At 68.8% G+C, this 19833-nt stretch carries 12 protein-coding genes; 11 read left to right on the forward strand and 1 reads right to left on the reverse strand.

What is annotated here, in order from left to right; all coding sequences use genetic code 11:
• Positions 1–2 precede the first annotated feature (2 nt).
• Positions 3–1049: a hypothetical protein gene (locus tag AKJ09_RS38810; RefSeq protein ID WP_146652880.1), complete on the reverse strand. Its 1047-nt coding sequence runs from the start codon at positions 1047–1049 to the stop codon at positions 3–5.
• Between the two features lie 106 nt (positions 1050–1155).
• Between AKJ09_RS38810 and AKJ09_RS38815 the strand changes: the two genes are divergently transcribed.
• The 11 genes from AKJ09_RS38815 to AKJ09_RS38865 all read left to right on the forward strand — a co-directional run bounded on the left by AKJ09_RS38815 (position 1156) and on the right by AKJ09_RS38865 (position 19820).
• Entirely contained in the window at positions 1156–2172 is a 1017-nt protein-coding gene (locus AKJ09_RS38815; protein ID WP_146652881.1) for a YheT family hydrolase, read from the forward strand.
• 13 nt (positions 2173–2185) lie between these two features.
• Positions 2186–2665: an NUDIX domain-containing protein gene (locus tag AKJ09_RS38820; protein ID WP_240488757.1), complete on the forward strand. Its 480-nt coding sequence runs from the start codon at positions 2186–2188 to the stop codon at positions 2663–2665.
• A 255-nt stretch (positions 2666–2920) separates the two neighbouring features.
• Positions 2921–4183 (forward strand): serine/threonine-protein kinase, encoded by a 1263-nt coding sequence (locus AKJ09_RS38825; protein ID WP_240488759.1) that lies wholly within the window; start codon positions 2921–2923, stop codon positions 4181–4183.
• A gap of 12 nt (positions 4184–4195) precedes the next feature.
• Positions 4196–7195 carry a serine/threonine-protein kinase gene (locus tag AKJ09_RS38830; protein WP_146652883.1) on the forward strand — a complete coding sequence of 1000 codons (3000 nt, stop codon included), beginning with the start codon at positions 4196–4198 and terminating at the stop codon, positions 7193–7195.
• Positions 7192–9240 carry a cyclic nucleotide-binding domain-containing protein gene (locus AKJ09_RS38835; RefSeq protein WP_146652884.1) on the forward strand — a complete coding sequence of 683 codons (2049 nt, stop codon included), beginning with the start codon at positions 7192–7194 and terminating at the stop codon, positions 9238–9240. The genes AKJ09_RS38830 and AKJ09_RS38835 overlap by 4 nt, the downstream gene beginning before the upstream one ends.
• Positions 9241–9400: 160 nt before the next feature.
• The gene (locus AKJ09_RS38840) at positions 9401–11416 is read left to right on the forward strand and encodes an NAD(P)-binding domain-containing protein (protein ID WP_146652885.1); all 2016 of its coding nucleotides are present in this window, start codon (positions 9401–9403) and stop codon (positions 11414–11416) included.
• A gap of 98 nt (positions 11417–11514) precedes the next feature.
• Positions 11515–13029, forward strand: a complete 1515-nt coding sequence (locus AKJ09_RS38845) for a vWA domain-containing protein (RefSeq protein ID WP_146652886.1) — start codon at positions 11515–11517, stop codon at positions 13027–13029.
• Between the two features lie 432 nt (positions 13030–13461).
• Positions 13462–14976, forward strand: a complete 1515-nt coding sequence (locus AKJ09_RS53645) for a M61 metallopeptidase family protein (RefSeq protein ID WP_169928214.1) — start codon at positions 13462–13464, stop codon at positions 14974–14976.
• A gap of 21 nt (positions 14977–14997) precedes the next feature.
• On the forward strand, positions 14998–16566 hold the full coding sequence (locus AKJ09_RS38855) for a ribonuclease H-like domain-containing protein (RefSeq protein ID WP_240488760.1): 1569 nt from the start codon (positions 14998–15000) through the stop codon (positions 16564–16566).
• Positions 16567–16578: 12 nt separating this feature from the next.
• Entirely contained in the window at positions 16579–19290 is a 2712-nt protein-coding gene (gene leuS / locus AKJ09_RS38860; protein WP_146652887.1) for a leucine--tRNA ligase, read from the forward strand.
• 29 nt (positions 19291–19319) lie between these two features.
• Positions 19320–19820, forward strand: coding sequence for a hypothetical protein (locus tag AKJ09_RS38865; protein ID WP_146652888.1), 501 nt, complete (start codon positions 19320–19322; stop codon positions 19818–19820).
• The last annotated feature ends 13 nt before the right edge of the window (positions 19821–19833 follow it).

A 19833-nucleotide genomic window follows, 5' to 3' on the forward strand; every position in this document is an offset into this window, starting at 1 on the left:
CGCTACTTCCGCGGCACGGCGAGAATGACACCGTCCTCGCCGGCGCCGGTCGCGACGTAGACGGTGGAGGCGTCCGAGGCGAGGGCGGCGGCGTACGAGAATGCTTCGTCCTCGGCGACGATGCGCGAAGAGCCGCCGGCGAGAGCCATCGCCCGCAGCTGAGGACGACCGGCGGCGAAGTACAGAATTTCGTCGCCGGCCACCTCCATCGGTGCGTCGCGAACGTCGCGGACGAGGGGCGTGAGCGTGCCGCCCGCCTTCGGGATGCGCGCGATTCTGCGCCCCGTGCCGTCGGGCTCGGTTGCCACGACGTAGACGAAGTCGCCTGCCGCTTGCGGGCTGTCGAACCCTGTACCCGTGGCAATCGTCTCGACGTCGCCGCGCGTTCTCGTCGCGCGAAGTAGCTTCTGCGGCGTGGTTACGAAGAGCTGATCGCCAGAGACGACGAGCGCGCGAGGCGAGGCGTCGAGCGTCGCGATCTTGGTAGTCGTGCCTTTGGTGGCTCGCAGAATCGCGCCACCCGCGCCGAAAACTTCGGTGATGAAGAACTCGCCGCGATCGGCTGCGACGTCGGAGAAGATCCCCTTGTCGTGGAGCGTCGAGCTCGCCTCGGTCTTCACGTTCACACGGAGCACGACGTCGCCGGGCGTTGCGACCCATGCGAGCTCGTCCTGGTCGAGCGCGAACGTTCCAGCCACCGGTGCGCGCCGCGCGAGACGTCTCGGCTCTCCGCCCGCCTTCGGGACGGCGAAGACGGCATCTTGCTCGGTGTCGCCGTAGTAGAGGTTGTCGGCGTCGACCGCGACGGCCCTCGCGCCGGCGTGCACGAGCACGCGCGTCTTTGCACCGCGGGCCTCGGGCTGGGCGATGGCGCGCGGCGGAGGGGGCACCGACGGCACGGCGGCCCCCGCATCGGAAGCCCCCGTGGTGGCACCACGACTCCCGGGACGACGCTCGCCCGCGACGTCTCTCGCTCGGCCCCCGCCGCATCCAATCTGTAGAACCGTCGCGGCGAGCAGCACCGAGACGATCGACGGCGTGGGTGACATCGGGGAGGCACGCTAATCGGATGGCTCGCGGACGACCAGCAAGGTTTGCCGACGCGTCGGTCCGGGTTGCCGTGACCGGCCGAGCCGGCTACGAAACGCGGCGGACATGTACACCTCGGACTTCGTCACATCGCGGTGGCTTTCGAGCCCACATCTTCAGACGCTGGGCGCAGCGGCGCCGCTCTTTGCACCGCCGAGGTCCCACGTCGAGACGACGACCGATGATCTGCGCATTCCGCTCGATCCGGAGCGCAAGCACGTCCTCCACGCGCGCGCTTGGTGGGCCACCACGACCGAACGGCGTCCCGTCGTGGTCGTGATCCACGGCATCGGCGGCTCGACCGAATCTCGCTATGTCCTCCGCGCATCGGTTGCGCTCCATCGCCGCGGCTACCACGTCGTGCGCCTCAACCTACGCGGCGCCGGCACGAGCATTCCGGACGTCCCGTCGCTCTACCACGCGGGCCTGACGAGCGACGTCGGCGTCGTCGTGCGGGAGCTGCTTGCCGATCCGCGTGCCGACGGCGTCTCGATCCTCGGCTTCTCGGGCGGTGGGAGCATCGCGCTCAAGCTCGCCGGCGAATGGGGGACCGACGTGCCGTCCGGGGTCCGATCCATCGTCAGCATCTCGGCGCCGCTCGATTACACGAAGGTTGGGCCCTGGATGGACTCGATCGGGCGCTTGCCGTACCGCTTCCACGTGCTGCGTGGCCTCTCCGAAGGCGCGCGCGCGTTCGCTCGGCACCACCCGATGCTCGCGCATTACAGGCCTGCCGACGTCAAGCGCATGAGCTCGTTTCGCTACTACGACGGAACGATCATCGCGCCGATGCATGGCTTTGCGAACGTCGACGCGTACTACGAGGCCGCGCGCTCGGGCCCCTGGCTTCCTCGCATCGAGGTGCCGACCTTGCTCTTGCACGCCGAGGACGATCCGATGGTCCCGAGCTTCTCGGTCAAGCCGTGGCTGGCCGACGCGTCGCGGGCCGTGCGCGTGGCGATGAGCACGCAGGGCGGTCACATCGGGTGGGTTTCCGGCCTCGACGAGGCGAGCTGGATCACGAGCTGGGCCACCTCGCGCGCACTCACGTTCCTCGACGCGACGACGACGCGCGCTTCCTGATAGGGTGCGCCGCGTGATCCTGCGGTGGCTTCCCAAGGCGGCGTACGGCATCGTCCACGAGGCGACGCGTCATCTCCTGCGACGTCCGGTCGTCGGCATCTCGGCGGTCGCGCGCACCCGCGACGGACGCTGGCTCCTCATTCGACGCGGCGACACGGGCACATGGGGACTTCCCGGCGGAACGCTCGAGTGGGGTGAGACCCTTCGAACGGCGCTCGACCGCGAGCTCGACGAAGAAGCAGGCGTCACCTCGCTCGAGCTCGTGCGCGTGCTCGGCGCCTGGTCGAAGCCCTCGCGTGATCCGCGCTTCCACGCCGTGACGATCGGCGTCGAGTGCATCGTCGAGGCGCCCACCAAGGCGCCGAAGAACCCCCTCGAGATCCGTGAGGCGCGCCTCTTCCGAGACGACGAGCTGCCCGAGACTCTTGCCTTCGACATGCACGACCTCCTCGCGGTTGTGCGCCAGGGCGGGACTCAGACCGTTCTCGAGTAGTCCCCGTAAGGTCGCGCGCAATCGGGCGTTGTCGAGGCAGCGGGAAACTTTCCGGCGCCTGATGCGTCTGGACCCGCGGGCCTTGCCATGTCCACGCGCGCTTACGGATCGATACCGACTTCGCCCACACGGCCGTCCATGGTCGCCCGGCTGGTGCCGCCCACGTGTCCGACGTGCGGGAGCTCGCGTCCCGACGGGAATTCCGAGGACGACGACGGCGTGATCTCCGCGCGACGAAGATCAGATCGATGGCCCGTGCCGTCCGTAGAACGCAATTGGCAGGACCCGAGCGGCTTCGGTGCGTCGCTCGATCCCGCATCGGAGTGGGCGATGGATCGGATTGGCGAATACTTCATCAAGCGGCTCATCGGCGAAGGCGGGATGGGCAAGGTCTACGAAGCGGAGGAGCGGCTCTCCAAGCGTCGCGTGGCCTTGAAGGTCCTTCGGCCCGAGCTGACACGCCACGAAGAGGGCCGCCGCCTCTTCTTGAACGAGATGCAGATTCTCGCGCATCTCGAGCATCCGAACCTCGTTCGCAGCCTCGCATCGATGGAGAACGACGGGCAGCTCGTGCTGGTCCTCGAGTATCTCCACGGTCGCACGCTTCGTCAGGAGCTCACGCGCCGCGGGCCGTTGCCTTGGCAGACGGCTCTCGAGAACGCGCTTCGCATCGCCGAAGCGCTCGCCGTCGCGCATGAGCAGGAGCCCTCGATCGTCCATCGCGACTTGAAGCCGGAGAACGTGATGCTCACGGTCGACGGCGACAGCGCCGAAGACGCGGAGCCCACGGGCCTCAAAGTCATGGACTTCGGCATCGCCAAAGTCCTCGAGGGTATTCACGGGACCAACACGCAGAGCATCGGCACGCTCCAGTACATGAGCCCCGAGCAGATCGACGCGCGCACGATCGACGCGCGGAGCGACCTGTACTCGCTGGGGCTCGTGTTCTACGAGATGCTTTCGGGCGACGCGCCGTTTCGCTCGCCGTCGCCGCGCGAGCTGCTCAACCTGCAGTGCACCGCAACGCCACCCGCGCTCCACGACGAGGTGCGGGAGGGCCTCCCGCGCGGCGTGGAAGACCTGCTCTTTGCGATGCTCGAAAAGGATCCCGAGCTTCGGCCATCGAGCGCTCGCCAGGTCGTCGAACGCCTCTCGATGTTCCGCTCGGCGGGCACGTCGATGGCGGCCCGCACCGGGGGCCCGCGTCCCAAGGGCGAAACTCCGGCGACGCGACGCGAGGGAGGCGGCGCCACCAAGTCCGCGCCCTCGGCCGAGCCTGTTGCCAAGGAGGCCGAGCGCAAGCCCGAGGCGAAGGCGCCGCGCACCGACACCGTGGCGCTCCTCGAGCAGAACGTCTCGCGTCCGCGCGAAGTCCCGACGTGGCTCGCCATCGTCGCGATCGTCGCCCTCTCACTCGTGGCCGGGCTCACCACGTACGTCGTTCGCTTGCGGTCGTATGCCGGCTCCGAGGCGCCGGCGACAACCACCGCGCGCCTGGACTCGCCGCCGGGGCGCTGAAAGGGCGAGCCGTTGGACTCCCGCGAGCCCCGCGCACGTCTGCGTCCACGCACGGGCGAGCGCCTCGGAATCGTCGGGCGCGCGGTCCGCTTCGGCTGCGAAGGCGAGAGCGGTGAATTGTGGGCGCTGCCGCGGGCGATGGAGAGCGTGGCGAAGCGACTCGCCACGCTCGGCGCGAAAGGCCTCGGTGGCTTCGACGCGGGCTGGGGAGACGACGACGAAGGCGCGTTCGTCGTGCGCCGCGCGGTGAGTCAGACCGTGGCGTCGCTTCCGAAAGGCGAGCGGCTCGAAGGGACGCTGGCGCTGGCGAACGTCCGCGACGTGGCTCGAGCCCTCGAGGCGGCCGAGCGCGCGGGGATCTTTCCAGGGGCCATCGGTCCTGCTTCGATCGCGCTCGCCGGGGCAGGGCGAGCCTGGGTGCTTGCGGACGGATGGGTACGCGCGCTCGTCGGTGACGCGCCGGTCTCGGGCGGTGCATCGAGTCATCCCGCCAGGGGCGGTGGCGCGTCGAAGTGGACTCCACCCGCGCAGGCCTCGGGCGCGCCTTGGGACAACGCGGCGAATCGTTACGTTCTCGGGCTCGTCGCGTATCGCCTAATTGCCGGAGACCACCCCTTTTCGGGTTTGGGGCTGCGCGGCGCGCTCGAAGGTTCGGCCCCGCCGCCCTTCGAAGACGCGATCGCCGGAGCGCTGCGGCCGGGCGTGCAGAGCTTCGTCCTCTCGCTGCTCGATCCGGAGGCTTCGCAACGCCCGTCGTCGGCAGGGGAGATCGCCCAGCGTTGCGACGAGCTCCTTCGCGGGGATCGCCCGTCGTCATCGCCAATCGTGTCTGTGTATGGTGCACAAAAGTCGGCAGCGCAGCGGATCGCCAAGCCGAATCGGGCGCAGGTTCCGATCGGCGGCGCGCGGCGTCTCTGGGCCTGGGCTCCGGTGGCGGGAGGCCTCGGGGTGCTCGTCGCAACGCTTTTGGCCTCCGGCGCGGAGAGCAAGCCCGCGGCGCGCGAGAACGTCGTGTCCGATCGGCGGCCTCTCGCAGTCACGAATGCCGAATCGTGCGCGCCTTGCCATGCGCGTCAGGTGGCCGAGTGGAGTCGCTCGGTGATGGCCCACTCCGTCAAGAGTCCTCTTTTCGGCGCGCTCGAGAGCCTGGTCGAGGAGCAGGTCGGCCGCGACGCGCAATGTCCGAACGGTGCCGGCATCCTTCGTCGTGCGGGAAGCGGCGATGTGTGTCGCGACGAGCGAAGCGGCATTGCCGTCACCGGTTCGGGCGGGGAGCACTGGTGCGTGAACTGCCACGCCGCCGGCGACAACCTCGGCGGGGCGATGCCCGCATGGAGCGCGGTCTCGACCTCCGGCGCGTCCCGCAAGCCGCTGCGTGATCTGCTTTCGCCGCAGGCCATGGAAGGGATCTCGTGCGCCGTCTGCCATCAGACGATCGGCCCGGCGCACGAAGGCGGCCGTTACCAAGGCAACGCCTCGTGGACCTCGTTCACCACCGGCGCGGTCTTTCGCATGCGGCCCGAAGATGCGCGTGGCGTCCGCGGCATCGCCAACAGCGGCTACCTGCTCGAGCCGTCGGCATTCTTGCGGACCTCTCTCGGCTCGGGAAATTTGGGAGATCCGATCGTGCACGCCGCGATGCCATCGTCGGCGAAGAGCTATCTCGCCTCGAGCGAGTTCTGCGGTGCGTGCCACGACGTGCGCCTCTTCGGTACCGACGCGCTGGGCGTCCGCGACCGCGCCGAGCCCTTCAAGCGCCTGCGCAACGCCTACTCGGAGTGGCGAAGTTGGGCCGACGCCGAGAAGGTGGCCGGTCGTCGCGCAGCGACCTGCCAGGACTGCCACATGAGCCTCTACCCCGGCGTTTGCGTGCGCGACGGCGAGGGGAAGTCTGGGGCGCGCGAGGGCTGTCCGAGCGGTTTCCATTTCGAGGCGAGGGCTCCGGGCGAGTTGCCGAGGGCTCCGGCCTCCACGTCGTCGCACGAGCTCCGCCCGGCCTCGGTCCACTACTTCACCAGCGTCGACGTTCCGCTTGCCGACGAGTTTCCTGCGGCTTGGGCTTCCGATCCGAACCTCGACAGCCTCGGCCTCCCGCGCGGTCTCGAGAACCGCCGCGAGCAGCTTCTTCGTCACACCTTTCGCTTCGCGCTGGGGCGCGCCGTGCGCAGCGCCGGACGCGTGCAGATCCCGCTCGAGATCGAGAACGTCGGCGCGGGACACCGCGTCCCTGCCGGCTTCAGTCAGGAGCGGGAAATCTGGGTCGAGTTGACCGTGACCGATGCCCGCGGTCAGACGGTCTACGAGGTAGGCCGCCTCGACAGCGACGAGGCGGACCTCAAAGACAAGACGTTCGCGCGCATTCGCACCGACGACTCCAACGTCGACCGCCGGGGCCGCCCCCTCGGCGTCTTCGGGGCCAACGTGCTCGATGGTCCGGACGTGCCGCGCTGGGACCCGAATCCCATCCTTGGCGGCACCACCTTCCGCGGTCGCGGGCTCGTGAACATGCAGAACGGGTTTCTCCGCTGCGTGCGATGCATCGGAACGATCGACGCCGAGGGGCGGTGTCAGCCCGGACCGGGGCAGGGAATCACGCGCGCCGATCGCTTCGAAGACGGCGACTACGACGCCGACACCGGTGAGTGTCGTTCGAACCTCACGGGCAGGAATGCCTTCTTCGAGACCTATTTTCCCGTGGGCGCGCTCGATGCCGATCGCGGAATCGCCAAAGCTCCGGACGCGATCATCGACACGCGATCGGCGCCGCCCGGAGCGGTCCTTCGCTACACCTACGATCTCGAAGCCTCGGGCCGCCCCGGACCGCTTCGCGTCTCGGCCCGCCTTCGCTTCCGCCCGTTCCCGCCATTTTTGCTGCGCGCGTTCGCGGCGTACGAGAGCCGCAAGGCCGCCGAAGGGCTTCGTCCGAGCGGCGCGCAGCTCGAGGCGCGCATGCTGCGCAAGAATCGCCCCATCGACCTTGCCGACGCGACCACCCTCGTGGAGGAGCGATGACGCTAGCCGCGCCGCCGCCCGTCTTTCCCGACCTCGTCTGGGGTACGCCGATCTTGCGTGGGCTCGACGGGCGCGCCCGTGCGGAGATCGAGGCGGCGGGAGCGCTGCGCACCGTAGGAAGGGGCGAGCTCGTCTATCGGATGGGCGAGCCCGCCGACATGCTCTGCGTCGTGGTCCAAGGCTCGTGCGAGCTGCACGCGGTCGGGTGTGGTGACACGGGAAAGACCGTGCTTCGCAGCGTAGGCCGCGGAGAGCTCTTCGGCGAAGAGTCCATCATCGGTGCCTTCGCCACGCGTCATTCCGATGCGCGCGCGCGCGAGGCGTGCACCATTGCCGAGATCCCCGTCACCGTGCTTCGTCGGGCGATCGGTCGCTCGGGCGGCGCCGAGCTGGTCGAACGATCCGAGCGTGCACTACGGCGTTCGGCGGCCTTCGATCTGCTGCGTGCATCGAGCTTCGCGCGGTCGCTTGGTGAACGCGATCTCGAGATCCTCGTCGACGCGGCGACACATCTGCATCTCGGGCGAGGGGAGTTCGTCTACCGCGAGGGGGACGCGCCCGAGCACGCGTGCGTCGTGGCCGACGGGGTGCTCCAGGCACAATCCGACGACGAGGGCCGTCCTCGCGTCGAAGCGTATCTCGGTCGCGGCGATCTCTTCGGCGAGGCCGAGCTCGAAGCACGCGACGCTCGGCGAATCAGCGTGGTCGCCCAGGGCCCTTCCTGGGTGGTTCGCATCCCACGCGACGTGTTCGTCGGCCTCGCACGACGCAACCCGCGGCTGACCGAGGGAACGCGCCTCCGGGTGACGTCACCTTCGTCGTTGCCTTTCGGCGCGCAGACGGCGGCTCACGTGTTCCGCGACCTCTATCGCATGCGCGTGGCGCGCTCGCTGCTCGTCATCGATCAGAACTCGTGCGTACGTTGCGGGCATTGCGCGTTCAGCTGCGCGAGCACCCACGCCGACGGCATCAGCCGGCTCGTTCGACGCGGCGACAAGATCGTGGCGCAAGTTCGGCAGGAAGGCTCGGCGGCGATCACCGCGCCCCTGCTCGTCCCGAACAGCTGCCAGCATTGCCGTCATCCGAGCTGCATGGTCGATTGCCCGACGGGCGCCATCGGTCGCGACGCGCGCGGCGAGGTGTTCATTCGCGAGGCGCTCTGCACGGGGTGCGGAAACTGCGCGAAGGGCTGTCCGTGGGACAACATCCAGCTCGCCCCGCGGTCTTCGAAGGACGAATCGGAGTATCCCGAGGTCGCCGTCAAATGCGATCTGTGCTCGGGCAGCGAGCCGGCGTGCGTGGCGACCTGTCCGGTGCAGGCCATTGCCCGCATCGACCCCAACGAAGCGCTCGTCGAGCTCTTGCCCACGTCCCGCGCGTCGCCGGCCACAGAAGCGCAGATGGCCTGGCCTCGTCGCGTGCCGACCTTGCCTTGGTTCGTTGGCGGAGCGCTCGCGGCCGCCGGTCTCGCGCTGGCGAAGCTCGGTCCGTGGACGAGCGGATGGCTTGCGGGAGGCCTCGTCGCGGCCCTCGTCGCCCATGGCGTGCTCAAGCGCATGCCCAAGCTCGTCGTGCGTGCACGTGCGGCGCTCGCTGGGCGGGCGATCGCCCCGGCGCTCTACGTTACGCACGTCGTTGTGGGAGGTCTGGCGCTCGGCGCGACGATCTCGCACACGCACGGCCGCGTCACGGCGAACGTCGGGGGGCCTTGCTCCTCGCGCTCGGTGTCGCGTTTGCGAGCGGCATTTTCGGAGCTCTCGTGCAGCGGCTCCTCCCACCGCTCCTCTCGCGACTCGAGCGCCGCAGTGTGCTGCCCGAAGAGCTCGGAGCTGAATCGGCGTCGCTCGAGGAGCGGCTCTTCGCGCAGCTGTCCGGCAAGAGCGAAGCCACCAAGGTGCTCTACGCGAAGATCCTCCGGCCCTATCGCCGCTCGTGGCTCGGTGTCGTACGCATGCTGGCCTCGGGGCGTACTCTGCGCGAAGAAGAAGAACTCCTGCGCCGTCGGATCGATGCGCTGGTCGGAGGCCGCAAGAGCGAGAGCCTGAAGGGGGGCGACGAAGTCCTCCGCACGGTCGTCGAACTGCGCGCGTTGCGTGGAACGCGCGTCTTGACGGTTGCGCTGCGCGGCTGGGTCGGCGTGCATCTCGCGGCAACCGGGGTTGCCCTCGTGTTCCTCGTCACCCACGCGCTTGGAGTGCTGCTCCGATGAGTGAGCGCGCTCGCGTCAAGAACGTCCGGCGCGCGATCGCTTCGAGCGACGTGACACGCGCCGGCGTCCTCGGTCTCGTCGCGCTGGGGGCCGCGGCAGCGGCGGTGTGCACCGTCGCGACGTCGGGGTTGCCGGCCGGTCACGATCGCGCGGTGGCGCCGCCCCACACGAATGCGGGAGTGACATGTGTGAAGTGTCACGAGCCCGGTCAGGCGCCCTCCTTCGCAGCGTCGTCGGGCTGTACGGCGTGCCACGCGAGCAGCTCGCATCTCTCGGCACGTCCTGCGCATCGCTCGCTTGCCGCCCGGGGGGAGTTGACCTGCGCGACCTGCCATCCCGCCCACGATGCATTCCAGGGCGTGACGTTCGGGCCAGACGGAGGCGCGCTTCGCTGGGGCGCCGGTGCCGTGCCGGTGCAGGCCAAGACGAACGGCGTGTTCAGCAAGCCGACGACGGTGCCACTCGTCTCCCTCGCGGCGTGCGCCAAGTGCCACGATCCCCGAGACGCGCGCGACCCCATCGCCGCGTGCGTGTCGCGGGACGTTCGCCGCGATCCGGAGAGCAGCCTCGCCACGCGACCGAGTCTTTGCTTCGACGAACACCGTCCCGCCTCCCGCGCCGAAGCCCGCGCAGTGGCATGGGAGGCCACGCGCGCGGTGGCCGTCACGACGCCCTGGGTTTCGCGCGCTTCGAATGCGAACGGGCCGTGGCTACCCGTCGCCGGCGCCTTCGGCGGTGCCGCTGCCTTCGGTGCGCTCGTCGCTCTTCGCGACCGCCGACGTCGTGACAAGGCACTGCCGCCGGCGCCGAAGCTCGAGACTCCCGCCGCGCGACGAAAGCTTCCCGTCATCGACGCCAGCCGCTGCCTCGGTTGTTACGCGTGCGTCGATGCCTGTCCGTTCGACGTCCTCACCATCGAAAAATACGTGGCCGTCGTGGCCCGGCCCGACGAGTGTTGCGGCGTCGTGCTCTGCGAGCGCGTGTGTCCGAACGGGAGCCTCACGATCGACGAGGGCGACGCGACCAAGGACATCCCGCACGTCGACGAACACCTCGAGAGCCCCCACGTGCCGGGGCTGTATTTGGCCGGCGACCTCACTGGACTGCCGCTCATCAAGAATGCCATCCACCAGGGCGTGCGAGTGGTCGATCGGATTGCGTCCACCATGCCCAAGAAGCGCACCGAACCCATCGACGTGCTCGTCGTCGGCGCCGGTCCGGCCGGGCTCTCGGCGGCGCTGCGTGCGCGCGAGAAGGGGCTCTCGTGCGTGGTCCTCGAGCAGGCCTCGGTCGCGGCGAGCATCAAGAGCTTCCCTCGCGACAAGATCGTCCACGATCCGCCGCTCGATCTTCCTGTCGAGGGCGAGCTCTGGCTGCGTGAAGCGACGAAGGAGGAGCTCGTCGCCCAGTGGACACGCATCGTGCGCACTCGGGCCATCGACGTCCGCGAAGGTCGCCGCGTGACGCGCATCGAGCCCCGAGGTGCAGGCTTCGAGGTCGGGGCAGAGCTCGAGGGGCAGGAGACGATCTTCCGTGCCGCCCGCGTCGTGCTCGCCATCGGTCGCCGTGGCACGCCCAAGACGTTGCCGCTCGCCGTCGATCCTGGTGCCGAGTCGAAGATCAGCCATGCGCTGGCCGACGCTCGGAGCTTCGCCGGCAAGCGGGTCCTCGTCGTCGGCCTCGGAGACAGCGCGATGGAGGCCGCCGTGGCCCTCGCACGGCAGCCCGGAACCTCGGTGACCGTGTCCTACCGCGGTCGCGACTTCACGCGAGGCAAGGCCCGCAACGTCGGCGAGATGAAACAGCTCCTCGCCAAGGGAGCCCTGAAGCTCCTCTTCGGCACGGTCCCCGTGGCCGTGACCACGAGGTCGGTGAAGCTCGCCGGCACTGACGGTCGCCCCGCGCACACGCTCCCCGTCGACGCGGTGCTCGTCCTCGTTGGAGGCCACCCGTCGTGGGGCCTGCTCGAGGTCGCCGGAGTGCGGCGCCGAGGAGAGGGTGGGGAAGCGTAAGGTCGGTCGCCTCGGCCACGTTCACTTTCCCGAGAACCTTCGGGCGTCCCGTTCGTACCAGCGTGGAGGGGCCCGCGTGGACCTCCGTGGAGAATCCGATGAAGCTGAAGACGACCCTGGTGCTCGCTGCTTGCGGAGTCCTCGCGTCCGCGGCGGGGGCCTTCGCCATTCCCGTCTCCAAGGCTGGCCCGGTCCGTGAGCCGTGGATCGGCAAGGATCGGACGGACCTCGTCGGCACCACGGGCGATTCGGCACGCATGACGGCGGGCGACACGCTGCTCGTCGATGCACGCCTCGGTCATGCCTCACTGGCACGCTCCGGGAGCGGCGAGACGTTCCTCTTCGCACAGGTCTCCGCGAGCGACGACAAGGCCGCATCCGCCCCTCCCATGCACCTCGCCATCGTCATCGATCGCTCGGGCTCGATGAAGGGCGACCGCATCGCGAACGCCATGAGTGCAGCGTCCCTGGCGGTCGAGCGCCTTCGCGACGGCGACAGCGTAACCGTCGTCGCCTTCGATACGTCGGCCCAGGTCGTCGTTCCTCCCACGCGTCTCGGCGCCGATACTCGCGGAAGCGTCGCGGCCGCCATTCGTTCGATTCGTCTCGGCGGCGACACCTGCATCTCGTGTGGCCTCCAGGAGGCCATGGTGCAGCTCGGCTCGAGCTCGCTCGGTCCCGACCGCGTGAGCCGCATGATTCTCCTCTCCGACGGCGCCACGAACGTGGGCATCAAAGACGTCTCGGGCCTTCGCGCCATGGCGAGGCGAATGCACGATCGCGGTGTCACCATCTCGACCATCGGCGTCGACGTCGACTTCGACGAAAAGGTCATGGCGGCCATCGCCAGCGAGACCAACGGTCGCCACCACTTCGTCGCCAACGCGAGCGGGCTGCCCCAGGTCTTTTCCCAGGAGTTCGACGACCTCCTCGCCTCGGTGGCCTCGTCGGCGGAGCTCGCCATCGAGCTCGCGCCCGGTGTCGAAGTCGCCGAAGTGTTCGACCGCACGTTCCGTCGCGAAGGCAACAAGCTGATCGTCCCCTTCGGCACCTTCAGCGCGAAGCAGGAGAAGACCGTCCTCGTGAAGCTGCGCGTGCCGACCGATCACGATGGCTCGCAGCCCGTGGCAGACGTGAAGCTCGTGTACCGAGACTTGGTGAAGAAGTCGGACGGCTCCTGCGGCGGAAGCCTGGCGCTCAGTGTCCGCGACGACGGGCGCGAGCAACGTGACCTCGATCCGTTCGTGGCCGCGCGTCTCGAACGTAGCCGCACCGCGCAGACGCTCACGGAAGCCAACCAGCTCTTCGAGTCGGGCCGAATCGACGAAGCGCGCGCCAAGCTTGCTGCCCGTCGCACCGAGCTCAAGAAGACGGAATCGTCGTCGCTCGCTCTCGCCGCGGCCGCCCCGGCCAAGGCCCCTCCGCGTGCGAAGAAGTCGCTCGACCGCGATTTCGACGACCAACTCGGCGCGGTCGCGGCGGCCGAACAGAACTTCGCCGCGCCTCCTCCGGCGGCGGCGGGCGCGCGTCCGTCGGCACCGGCGCCCGCCTCACGCGAAGGCAAGGCGCAGGTGCGCGTGAACCAGCAGGCCGCCTCCGACCTCGCGTTCTGATCGCCCTTCGACGCTCGAGGACGTTCCAGCCCCTCGAAAGCGGAGACCCGCTTACACGCCTTCTTCGCAGCGACGGCGGGGTGTCGCGTCTCGTGCCGATCGCCGTGCGGGGCATTCGGCACCGATGCCGATTCGCGAGCGTGGCACATATCGGCCGTGCTTGGTGCCGTTCGCCACATGCGCGTGGTGGCTGCTCGTGCCGCCGGTCGTCGCGTGGCGTTCGGTCCAACTCACCTCCGAGGCGGCGCGCTCGTCCGTATTGCCGCCGCGAGTCGGCATCGAGTCCGCAGGCTGTGGGCGTGATGCATCGAAGGATGCTCCGCTCGAGTCCGGAACCGATCTCGAGCGGCCGAGTTCGATCGCTCTTCCACACGCGCCGCGTCGCCCGGTCGCCTCCAAAGCGTTAGGCATCCCGAGTGCTAGAGCAAGGGTATGGGCGCAATGCAGTACGGGGTGGCGCTCCTCCGGTCGGTGTCGCTACCGCTCCTCGTGCTCGCGTCGTCGGCTTGTATGAAGCCCGCCGCGGATGCGCGAGCGAACGGTTCGTGGGCATACGAGGTCGAGGCGCCTGCAACCGGCTCTCGCACGGTCGTCGTGGAGGCGACGTTCGACAACGCTCGAACCGATCGAATCGCGATCGGGCGTGAGTCGGCGTCGTTCGTCCGCGAGATGCAGGTGAAGACGCCGAACGGCTATCGATCGGTCGCCCGCAAAGGCACCTCGTGGGTCGAGCCCTCCTGCCAGCGGCATTGCACGCTGCGCTATCGCGTCGACCTCGGCGAGCTCGCCCAAGGGTGCGGTGACGACGTCGACTGCGCTCGCCGTGTTGGAGAGGCGACCCTCTCGCCCTCGCTCGCCTGGCTCGTGCACCCGATTCCGAAGACCGACGTGCCCGTCGATGTCCACGTTCGCACGCCGAACGCGACGCAGTTCATCTCCGGGATGCATGGCAGTGACGAGTCGGGCCGCGCGTTCACCTTCCGTTCGTACGATCTCGACGAAGGTAGCTTCACGGCGTTCGGACCGATGCGGCGCTACCGCGTCGACGTGCCCGGCCCGAACCCGGCGCGCATCGACGTCGCGATCCTCGGCAAGGTCCAGTACGGCATGCCCGACACCGCGATGCGCGCGTGGATTGCCCGCGCCGCCGAGGTCGTGAAGCCGCTCTTCGGGAAATTCCCCGTCGATCGCACCACGCTCTTCGTCGTTCCCGCGCGCGGTGAAGACGAGGTCGTCTTCGGCAAGGTGCTCTCGCTCGCCGGCGCGTCCGTGGTGCTCGTCGTTGGCGACAAGATGCCGGCCACGGCCACCGAGCAGGATTGGGTGCTCGTCCACGAGCTCTTCCACCTCGGCTTTCCGACGTTCCGCGGGGAAGGGCGCTGGCTCGGCGAAGGTCTCGCGACGTACTACGAGCCGATCCTCCGCGCGCGTGCCGGTTGGACGACCGACGCCGAGGTCTTCAAGCAGTTCGCGCGCAACATGCCGCGCGGCGTTCCCGAGCGCGGCTCGGCCTCTGGCCTCGCGCAGCGGAGTGACTTGGATTCGATCTACTGGGGCGGCGCGCTCTTCTGTTTCGCCGCCGACGTGCGCATCCGCGAAGAGACGCGCGGCAGGCACTCGCTCGACGACGTCGTTCGCGCGGCGCTCGAACGCGGCGGCGACGCGACGAAGGTTTGGACCGTCGCCGAGGTCGTCCACCTCGGAGACGAAGTGACGGGCACGCACGTCCTCAGCTCGATGTACGAGCGGTACGCGGCGCGCGGCGAGCGTATCGACCTCGACGGGCTGCTCACCTCGCTCGGTGTCGACCGTGGCGACGGTTCGATCGACCTCGCCAACGACAAGCCGCTCGCCTGGATCCGCAAGGGGATCATTGCTGGGCCGAACGCCGCGCTTGCCGAAGCGCCGAAGCGACCGGACGTCCCCGGAGCTTTCCGAACGCACTGATCGGATGTATCGTAGCCGGCGATGGCCGGCCGTCCCTCCCTCGCGACACGCCTTGGCCGGCTCTCGAACGCCGGCCCGGGGAGCGTCGCGTTGCCGTCGCCGTCGCCGTCAGGAGTCGCGCCCGAGCCCGTGCGCGAGTGCGTGCCCGAGGCCCCTGAGTCGTTCGGCGAATCGCGTTCGGAACCCACGAGCCGCAGGAGCACGTTCGAGCCGGCGCTCGGTTTCCCGCGCCTCTTCGAACCGCAGGAAGAGCCGAAGGCAAACCTCTTCACGCGTGAGGAGCAGCCCGCCCGACCGACGACGCCTGACGTCCGCGAAGCGGCGACGGCGACCGACGGCGGCCGTTCGGTGCTCGACGAGCTCCGGGCGCGGATGGACGCGATCCTCGTGCGCTCTCGGAGCGAGAAGCGCGAGGTCCCCAAGGTCGACGTCGACGATCTGCCCTTCGCGGTAGAGCAGACGCCGGTCGGGCCGCTTCACGTGCGAACGCTCCGTCTGTCGGGCGCGCATCGGGTCGGCCGAGCGCCGGTGACGGCGGCACGCACGGCGTCCTCGTCGCTTCTCGCGCTGCTGGCGCTCGATCCACGTCTTGCACCGTGCGACGTCTCGCGCGCCCTCTACCTCGACACCGAGACCACGGGCCTCGGCCCCGGCGCCGGCACGGTCGCGTTCCTCGTGGGCCTTGCTTTCTGGGACGACGAAGCGGGGCTCATCGTCGAGCAGCTTCTCGTTCGCCAGCTCGGCGAAGAGGCGCCGGTCCTCGCGCGCGTCGCCGAGCGCATTCGTCAAGCCTCGATGCTCGTCACCTTCAACGGCAAGAGCTTCGACATGCCGGTCCTCCGCACGCGCTTCGTCATGGGGCGTGCGACGATGCCGGAAGAGCCGCCGCATCTCGATCTGCTGCACGTCGCGCGTCGCTTGCACAAGGCGCGCGGCTTCGGCAGCCGTCTCGGCGCGGTCGAGCGCGAGGTGCTTGGTTTCGTGCGCGAAGACGACGTGCCCTCCGGCGAAGTGAGCGCGTGCTACTTGCATTTCTTGCGCTCGGGCGATCCGCGCGCGCTGATCGGCGTCGTCGAGCACAACGCGTGGGACGTCGTCTCGATGGCCGCCATCTTGGGGCTTTACGGCGAGCCGCTCGAAGGCACGCAGCTCGCGCCGGCCGATCTCGTGGGCGTGGCACGAACCCTCAAGCGCGCCGGGTCGATGGACCAGGCGATGGACGCCGTCGAGGCCGCCCATGCGCGCGGTGCGGGGTCCGAAGCCGTGCGTGCGCGCGCGGAGATCGCCAAGGCGCGGGGTGACAAGGCGCGGGCGCTCGCCGACTACGAAACGCTCGCGGCCGAGGTCGACGATCCGGCCGTTCGCCTCGAGCTCGCCAAGCTCTACGAGCATCACGCCAAAGACGCGGCCCGCGCGCTTGAGGTCGTCCTCGGGGGCACGGGCGAGGGGGAAGCCCGAGAGGAGCGCCGCGCCTCGCGTCTTCGCGAGAAGGTCGCGAAGATCGAGGGAGGCGAGAAGGCGCAGCCGAAACGTCGTCGTCGCACGGCTGACGCTTCCGCAAGCGAGAAGAAAAGCCTGAAACTGTGGTAAATCGGCGGGGTCATGCCCGAAGGCAACCCCGACGTCACCGAATCGAGCGAGTCCTCCAACGGCTATGCACCGGCTGTCATCGAGCCGAAGTGGCAGCGCTACTGGGAGGAGAACCGCACCTTCCGAGCTCAGCGCCACGCGGGCCGAGAGAAGGCCTACGTACTCGACATGTTCCCGTATCCGTCGGGCGCCGGCCTCCACGTCGGTCATCCCGAGGGCTACACGGCGACGGACATCGTCTGCCGCTTCAAGCGCATGCGTGGCATCGACGTGCTCCACCCGATGGGCTGGGATGCCTTCGGTCTGCCGGCCGAACAGCATGCCATCAAGACCGGCACGCACCCGCGCACGACCACGCTGAAGAACATCGACAACTTCCGTCGCCAGCTGAAAATGCTGGGCTTCAGCTACGACTGGGAGCGCGAGGTCGACACGACCGATCCCAACTACGTGCGCTGGACGCAGTGGATCTTCCTCCAGCTCTTCAAGAAGGGCCTGGCCTTCCAGCAGTCGGACATGCCGGTCAACTGGTGTCCGGCGCTCGGCACCGTGCTCGCGAACGACGAGATCGTCGACGGCAAGAGCGAGGTCGGCGGCTTCCCGGTCGAGAAGCTCAAGATCCGCCAGTGGTCGCTCAAGATCACCGCCTACGCCGATCGGCTGCTCGAGGGCCTCGAGGGCCTCGATTGGCCGGAGACCAAGGTCAAGCAGGCCAACTGGATCGGCCGTAGCGAAGGCGCGAACGTCGACTTCGCGGTCGATGGCCACCCTGGTCGCACGGTCACGGTCTTCACGACGCGCGTCGACACGCTGCCCGGCGCCACCTACGTGGTCGTCGCCCCCGAGCACCCCATCGCGCAGCACATCGCGACCAGCGAGAACGAAGCGGCCGTGAAGGCGTACATCGCCGACGCCGCGAAGAAGAGCGATCTCGTCCGCTCGGACGCCACGCGCGAAAAGACGGGCGTGCCCACCGGTGCCGTCGCCATCAACCCCGTCAACGGCGACAAGGTGCCGATCTGGGTCGGCGACTACGTCATCGGCAGCTACGGCACGGGCGCCGTCATGGCCGTCCCGGCCCACGACGAGCGCGATCACGCGTTTGCTGTAAAGTACAAGCTCCCGATCATCCGCGTCGTCGCCAAGCCCGACGGCACGGAGGTCGACGTCGCGAAGGAAGCCTACACGGACCATGGCGTCGTCAACGCCGATGCCGTCACGCGCAGCAAGGCGCCGATCGACAAGGGGATGCCTAGCGATCACGCGCGGCGGCAGATCACCTCGTGGCTCGCGTCGCAGGGCAAGGGGCAGGGGAAGACGACCTACAAGCTCCGCGACTGGGTCTTCTCGCGCCAGCGGTACTGGGGCGAGCCGTTCCCGATCTACTTCCCGGTCAAGACTGACGGCGATCCGCGCGTCGCCGGCACCAAGTTCGAGATCGACTACAGCGAGCCGATCCCGCTCGACGAGGCCGAGCTCCCGCTCCTCCTGCCCGACCTCGAAGACTTCAAGCCGGGCAGCGATCCGGCGGGCCCGCTCGCTCGCGCGCTCGACTGGCGTTTCTTCGAGAAGGACGGCAAGTGGTTCGCCCGTGAGACCAACACGATGCCCCAGTGGGCGGGGTCGTGCTGGTACTTCTTGCGTTACGTCGATCCGAAGAACGACGCCGAGCCCTGGACCGACGAGGCCTACAAGGCGTGGATGCCGGTCGATCTCTACGTCGGCGGCTCCGAGCACGCCGTTCTGCACCTGCTCTACGCGCGCTTCTGGCACAAGGTGCTCTTCGATCTCGGCCTCGTGAAGGACGAGGAGCCCTTCAAGAAGCTCGTGCACCAGGGCCTGATTCTCGGCACCTCGTATCGCTACTTCACCACCGCGGACGGCAAGGTCCTGCCTGGAACGACCAAGGTGAAGCGCAACGACGATCCCCCGTCGATCACCCTCGACGACGGCACCGAGGTCGAAGAGAAGTGGGCGACCGAGGACCAGGTGGAGGTCAAGGACAACAAGTTCTTCCACAACGACCTCGGGGTCGAAGTGGTGATGGTCGCCGAGAAGATGAGCAAGTCGCGCGGCAACGTCGTCAACCCCGACGACATCGTCGCGTCGCACGGCGCCGACTCGCTCCGCCTCTACGAGATGTTCATGGGACCGCTCGAGGCGGTGAAGCCGTGGCAGACGAGCGGCATCGAGGGCGTTCGGCGCTTCCTCGATCGCGTGTGGAACGTCTGCACGAACGTCACCGACGACGCGCCCGACGTGGAGACCAACCGCCTCGTCCACAAGACGATCAAGAAGGTCACCGAGGACATCGAGGCGATGCGGTTCAACACGGCGATCAGCGCCATGATGATCCTCGTCCGGCAGCTCGGTGCGCTCCCCAAGACTTCGCGCGAGTCGGCGCGCCAGCTCGCGCTCCTCGTCTCGCCCTACGCGCCTCACGTCGCGGAAGAGCTCTGGGAGCGCCTCGGCGGAACGACGACCCTCGCTTACGAGCCCTGGCCGGCGTTCGACCCGGCGCTCGTCAAAGACGACGTCGTCGAGATCGGCGTGCAGGTCAACGGCAAGGCGCGCGCGAGCATCCAGCTCCCGGTCGACGCCGACGAGGCGGCCGCGAAGGCTGCGGCGCTCGCCGATGCGCGCGTGCAGCAGTTCGTCGAGGGCAAGGCCGTCAAGAAGGTCATCTACGTCAAGGGACGAATTCTGAACCTCATCGTCGGATGACGCACAGGCTCGCCGTCGCCTTAACCTCCGTGCTTGCGCTTGCCGGCTGCGGCTACCGACCGGTTCACGGCGGTGGCGGCCCGAGCGAGCGCTTGCACGTGGTGCTGGCGGTGTCGAAGGTGACCGACGCCGTCGCTTCGGACGAGGTCCTCGTGGGCGTGCGCGAGGAGCTCGCCCGGCGGGCCGCCCTCGCACCCGGAGACGGCTACCCGCGCTGCGAGGTCGAGATTTTACGCGCCGACGAGTCCAGTGAGGGCATCGCCGCCACCCCGAACGCGGACGGACGCCTCTTGCCCGACAGTCGCGCCACGAGGGTTGGGCTCGTTGCCCGCGCCTGGGTGGTGCCGTCGTCAGGTGCCGATCGCCAGCGCGACACGGGCGACATGCGCGCGTTCGAGACCGTTGCGGTAGCCTCATCCGCGCAGGGCTCGGCATTTCAGCAGGACGACGCGCTCAGGGCCGCAGGTCGCCGTCTCGGGCACAGCCTCGGGGCGCGATTGCTCGGTTTTCCTGCCTCGACGCAAGATTGACTCAGGCTGAATC

The sequence above is a fragment of the Labilithrix luteola genome (genome assembly GCF_001263205.1).
GTDB lineage: Bacteria > Myxococcota_A > Polyangia > Polyangiales > Polyangiaceae > Labilithrix > Labilithrix luteola.